The sequence below is a fragment of the Paenibacillus sp. 23TSA30-6 genome, from assembly GCF_014858585.1.
Classification (GTDB): Bacteria; Bacillota; Bacilli; order Paenibacillales; family Paenibacillaceae; genus Paenibacillus.
In genome coordinates, this window is sequence record NZ_SLTL01000079.1 from 1 (window position 1) to 2,511 (window position 2,511).

Consider the following 2,511-nt stretch of genomic DNA (forward strand, 5'->3'; position numbering starts at 1 on the left):
GTGCGCCCATAAGGGCATAAACTGAATTTGCTGATAGCAAGGCAACAGGTTAGGTTGCGAAGCCTGTCATCGCCCAACTGATCTGGAATGGAAACTGAACAGGGAGTGTAGCATGTTGGGAAAGCCATAAGTTGGCGAATTACCACGTCACGACTGAATGGCAAGATGAAACATTGTAGACAAGGATGAAAGCTAAACTGCTTGAATGATAGTCCGAGCGATTTGAGCCATAATTATAGCGGAAGGTAATTACAAACGCTATACAGTCTATTGGATGTATTCAGGTGCACATTGGATACATTAGAAAAACACCCCAACACCCAAAGGTTGGAGTGCCAGCAACCCAGAGACTGAGCAAGCCCAATAAGGGTTGAAGGGCGAAAGTCACATCCGATACTACAATAAGCTATGTCAGTATATGTCTAAATGGGGATTACCTAAATCGGAACGCCTTTAAGGCTATGGTGAAAGAACCTGAAAATCCGACATGGTAACGGAGTTCCCGTAGTAGTCTGAGGCAGGGAAAGCCTGCTACATGGCAAAGGGGAACAGCTTGTCAAGTTCAGTACAACGCTGGAAGGAGCGAGAGGCTCATGAGAAATCCAGAAGTGGTGTTGGACAATCTAATTTCCAAGTCTAAGGATAGAAACTATAGGTTCGACCGTCTATATAGAAACTTGTACAATCCTGAATTTTACTACCAGGCATATGAAAATATATACGCAAAGCCGGGTAACATGACGGAAGGTTCAGATGGTAAAACCGTGGATGGTTTCAACACTCAAAGAGTTGAAAAATTAATTGAATCACTCAAAAATGAAACCTATCAACCCCAACCATCCCGTAGAGTGTACATTCCTAAAGCCAACGGTAAGAAACGCCCATTAGGTATTCCCTCATTCGATGATAAGCTTTTACAAGAAGTTGTCCGTATGATATTAGAAGCTATATACGATAGGACATTTCTTGAAACTTCTCATGGCTTCCGAAAGAATCGAAGCTGCCATACGGCTCTTGAACAGGTGCGAGGAACATTTACAGGGGTAAGGTGGTTCATAGAAGGAGACATCGAAGGTTTCTTTGATAATATAGATCATCACGTCTTAATTGATATATTAAAGAAACGTATAGATGATTCTAAATGGATTAGGCTAATGTGGAAATTCCTTCGAGCAGGATTTGTGGATGACTGGAAATTTCATAAAACGTTTAGTGGAACACCGCAAGGTGGAATTATTAGCCCGATACTATCAAATATCTACCTTCATGAACTGGATGTATTCATGAAAGAATACATTAAGGCCTTTGATAAAGGAACCAAAAGAAAGACGACCAGCATCAAGAGATATCTGGAAATAAAAGCGTATAGAATGAGAAAGAAGCTTAAGAACGAATGGACGGGACTATCGCAAGAACACAAAGGTGAACGCCTTAAGCAGTATAAGGAGCTTAGAGCTCGCTTGCTAAGCACTCAGAGCACAAATCCCATGGACAGTGACTTCAGGAAACTTAAGTATACGAGATACGCTGATGATTTCATCATAGGAGTCATTGGAAGTAAGGAAGACTGTCTGTTCATTAAAGAGGATATAACAATGTTTCTGAAAAACAAGCTAAAACTCAATTTGTCACAGGAGAAAACACTTGTCACAAATAGTGTACAAAAAGCGAGATTTCTGGGTTACGATATTATGGTGGCAAGGGACACGAGTATCGGTACTGACGGCAAGGGGTTCACCAAAAGAACCCGAAATTATATTTGCAAACTCTATCTACCGCAGGATAAATGGGTTAAAAAACTGAAGGAATATGGCGCACTGGAAATTACACCGGATGGGAAATGGAAACCAAAATGTAGAACTTATTTGAAAGACCTGGACGATATTGAAATTGTAAATACATTTAACTCTGAAATTCGAGGTTTGTATAACTATTACAAAATCGCAAACAACGTGTCTAACCTCCATAAATTCTACCATTTTATGAAATTCAGCTTTGCCAAGACATTAGGCTCCAAGTACAATATGTCAGTAGCCAAGATGATTGCAAAATATAAAGTTAATGGTGAAATAGGCGTTAAATACGAAACAAAAAAAGGTCAAAAAATAATGTACTTCTACAAAGATGGATTTAAAAGAGTGAGGAAACTAACCAATATCCATGATGCAGACACACTGCCTAATACACTGAAATTTGGGGGAACAACAAGCTTGATGGACAGACTTAAGGCTGCCCAATGTGAGTTTTGTTCAAAAAGCTCAAATGAAATGGAAATGCATCATGTGAAAAAACTCAAGGACTTAAAAGGAAAAAAGAAATGGGAATACTTCATGATAGCAAGAAGAAGGAAAACCATAGCACTATGCAGAGAGTGTCACACTGCTCTACATAGTGGGAAATTAGATTGATGAGTGGAGAGCCGTATACATTGAGAGGTGTACGTACGGTTCGGAGGAGAGCGTTTGGAAACCTACTGTAGTAATACAGAAAGGCGCTGGGCGCTTATCCTAC

1 protein-coding gene is annotated in these 2,511 nt (G+C 40.1%); it reads left to right on the forward strand.

What is annotated here, in order from left to right:
- Nucleotides 1-593 precede the first annotated feature (593 nt).
- Entirely contained in the window at nt 594-2,408 is a 1,815-nt protein-coding gene (locus E0698_RS26145) for a reverse transcriptase/maturase family protein (protein WP_192513416.1), read from the forward strand.
- Nucleotides 2,409-2,511 lie beyond the last annotated feature (103 nt).

Coding starts and splice junctions, on each gene's coding strand:
- E0698_RS26145 (WP_192513416.1), top strand. CDS start 594: ATGAGAAATCCAGAAGTGGTGTTGGACAATCTAATTTCCAAGTCTAAG.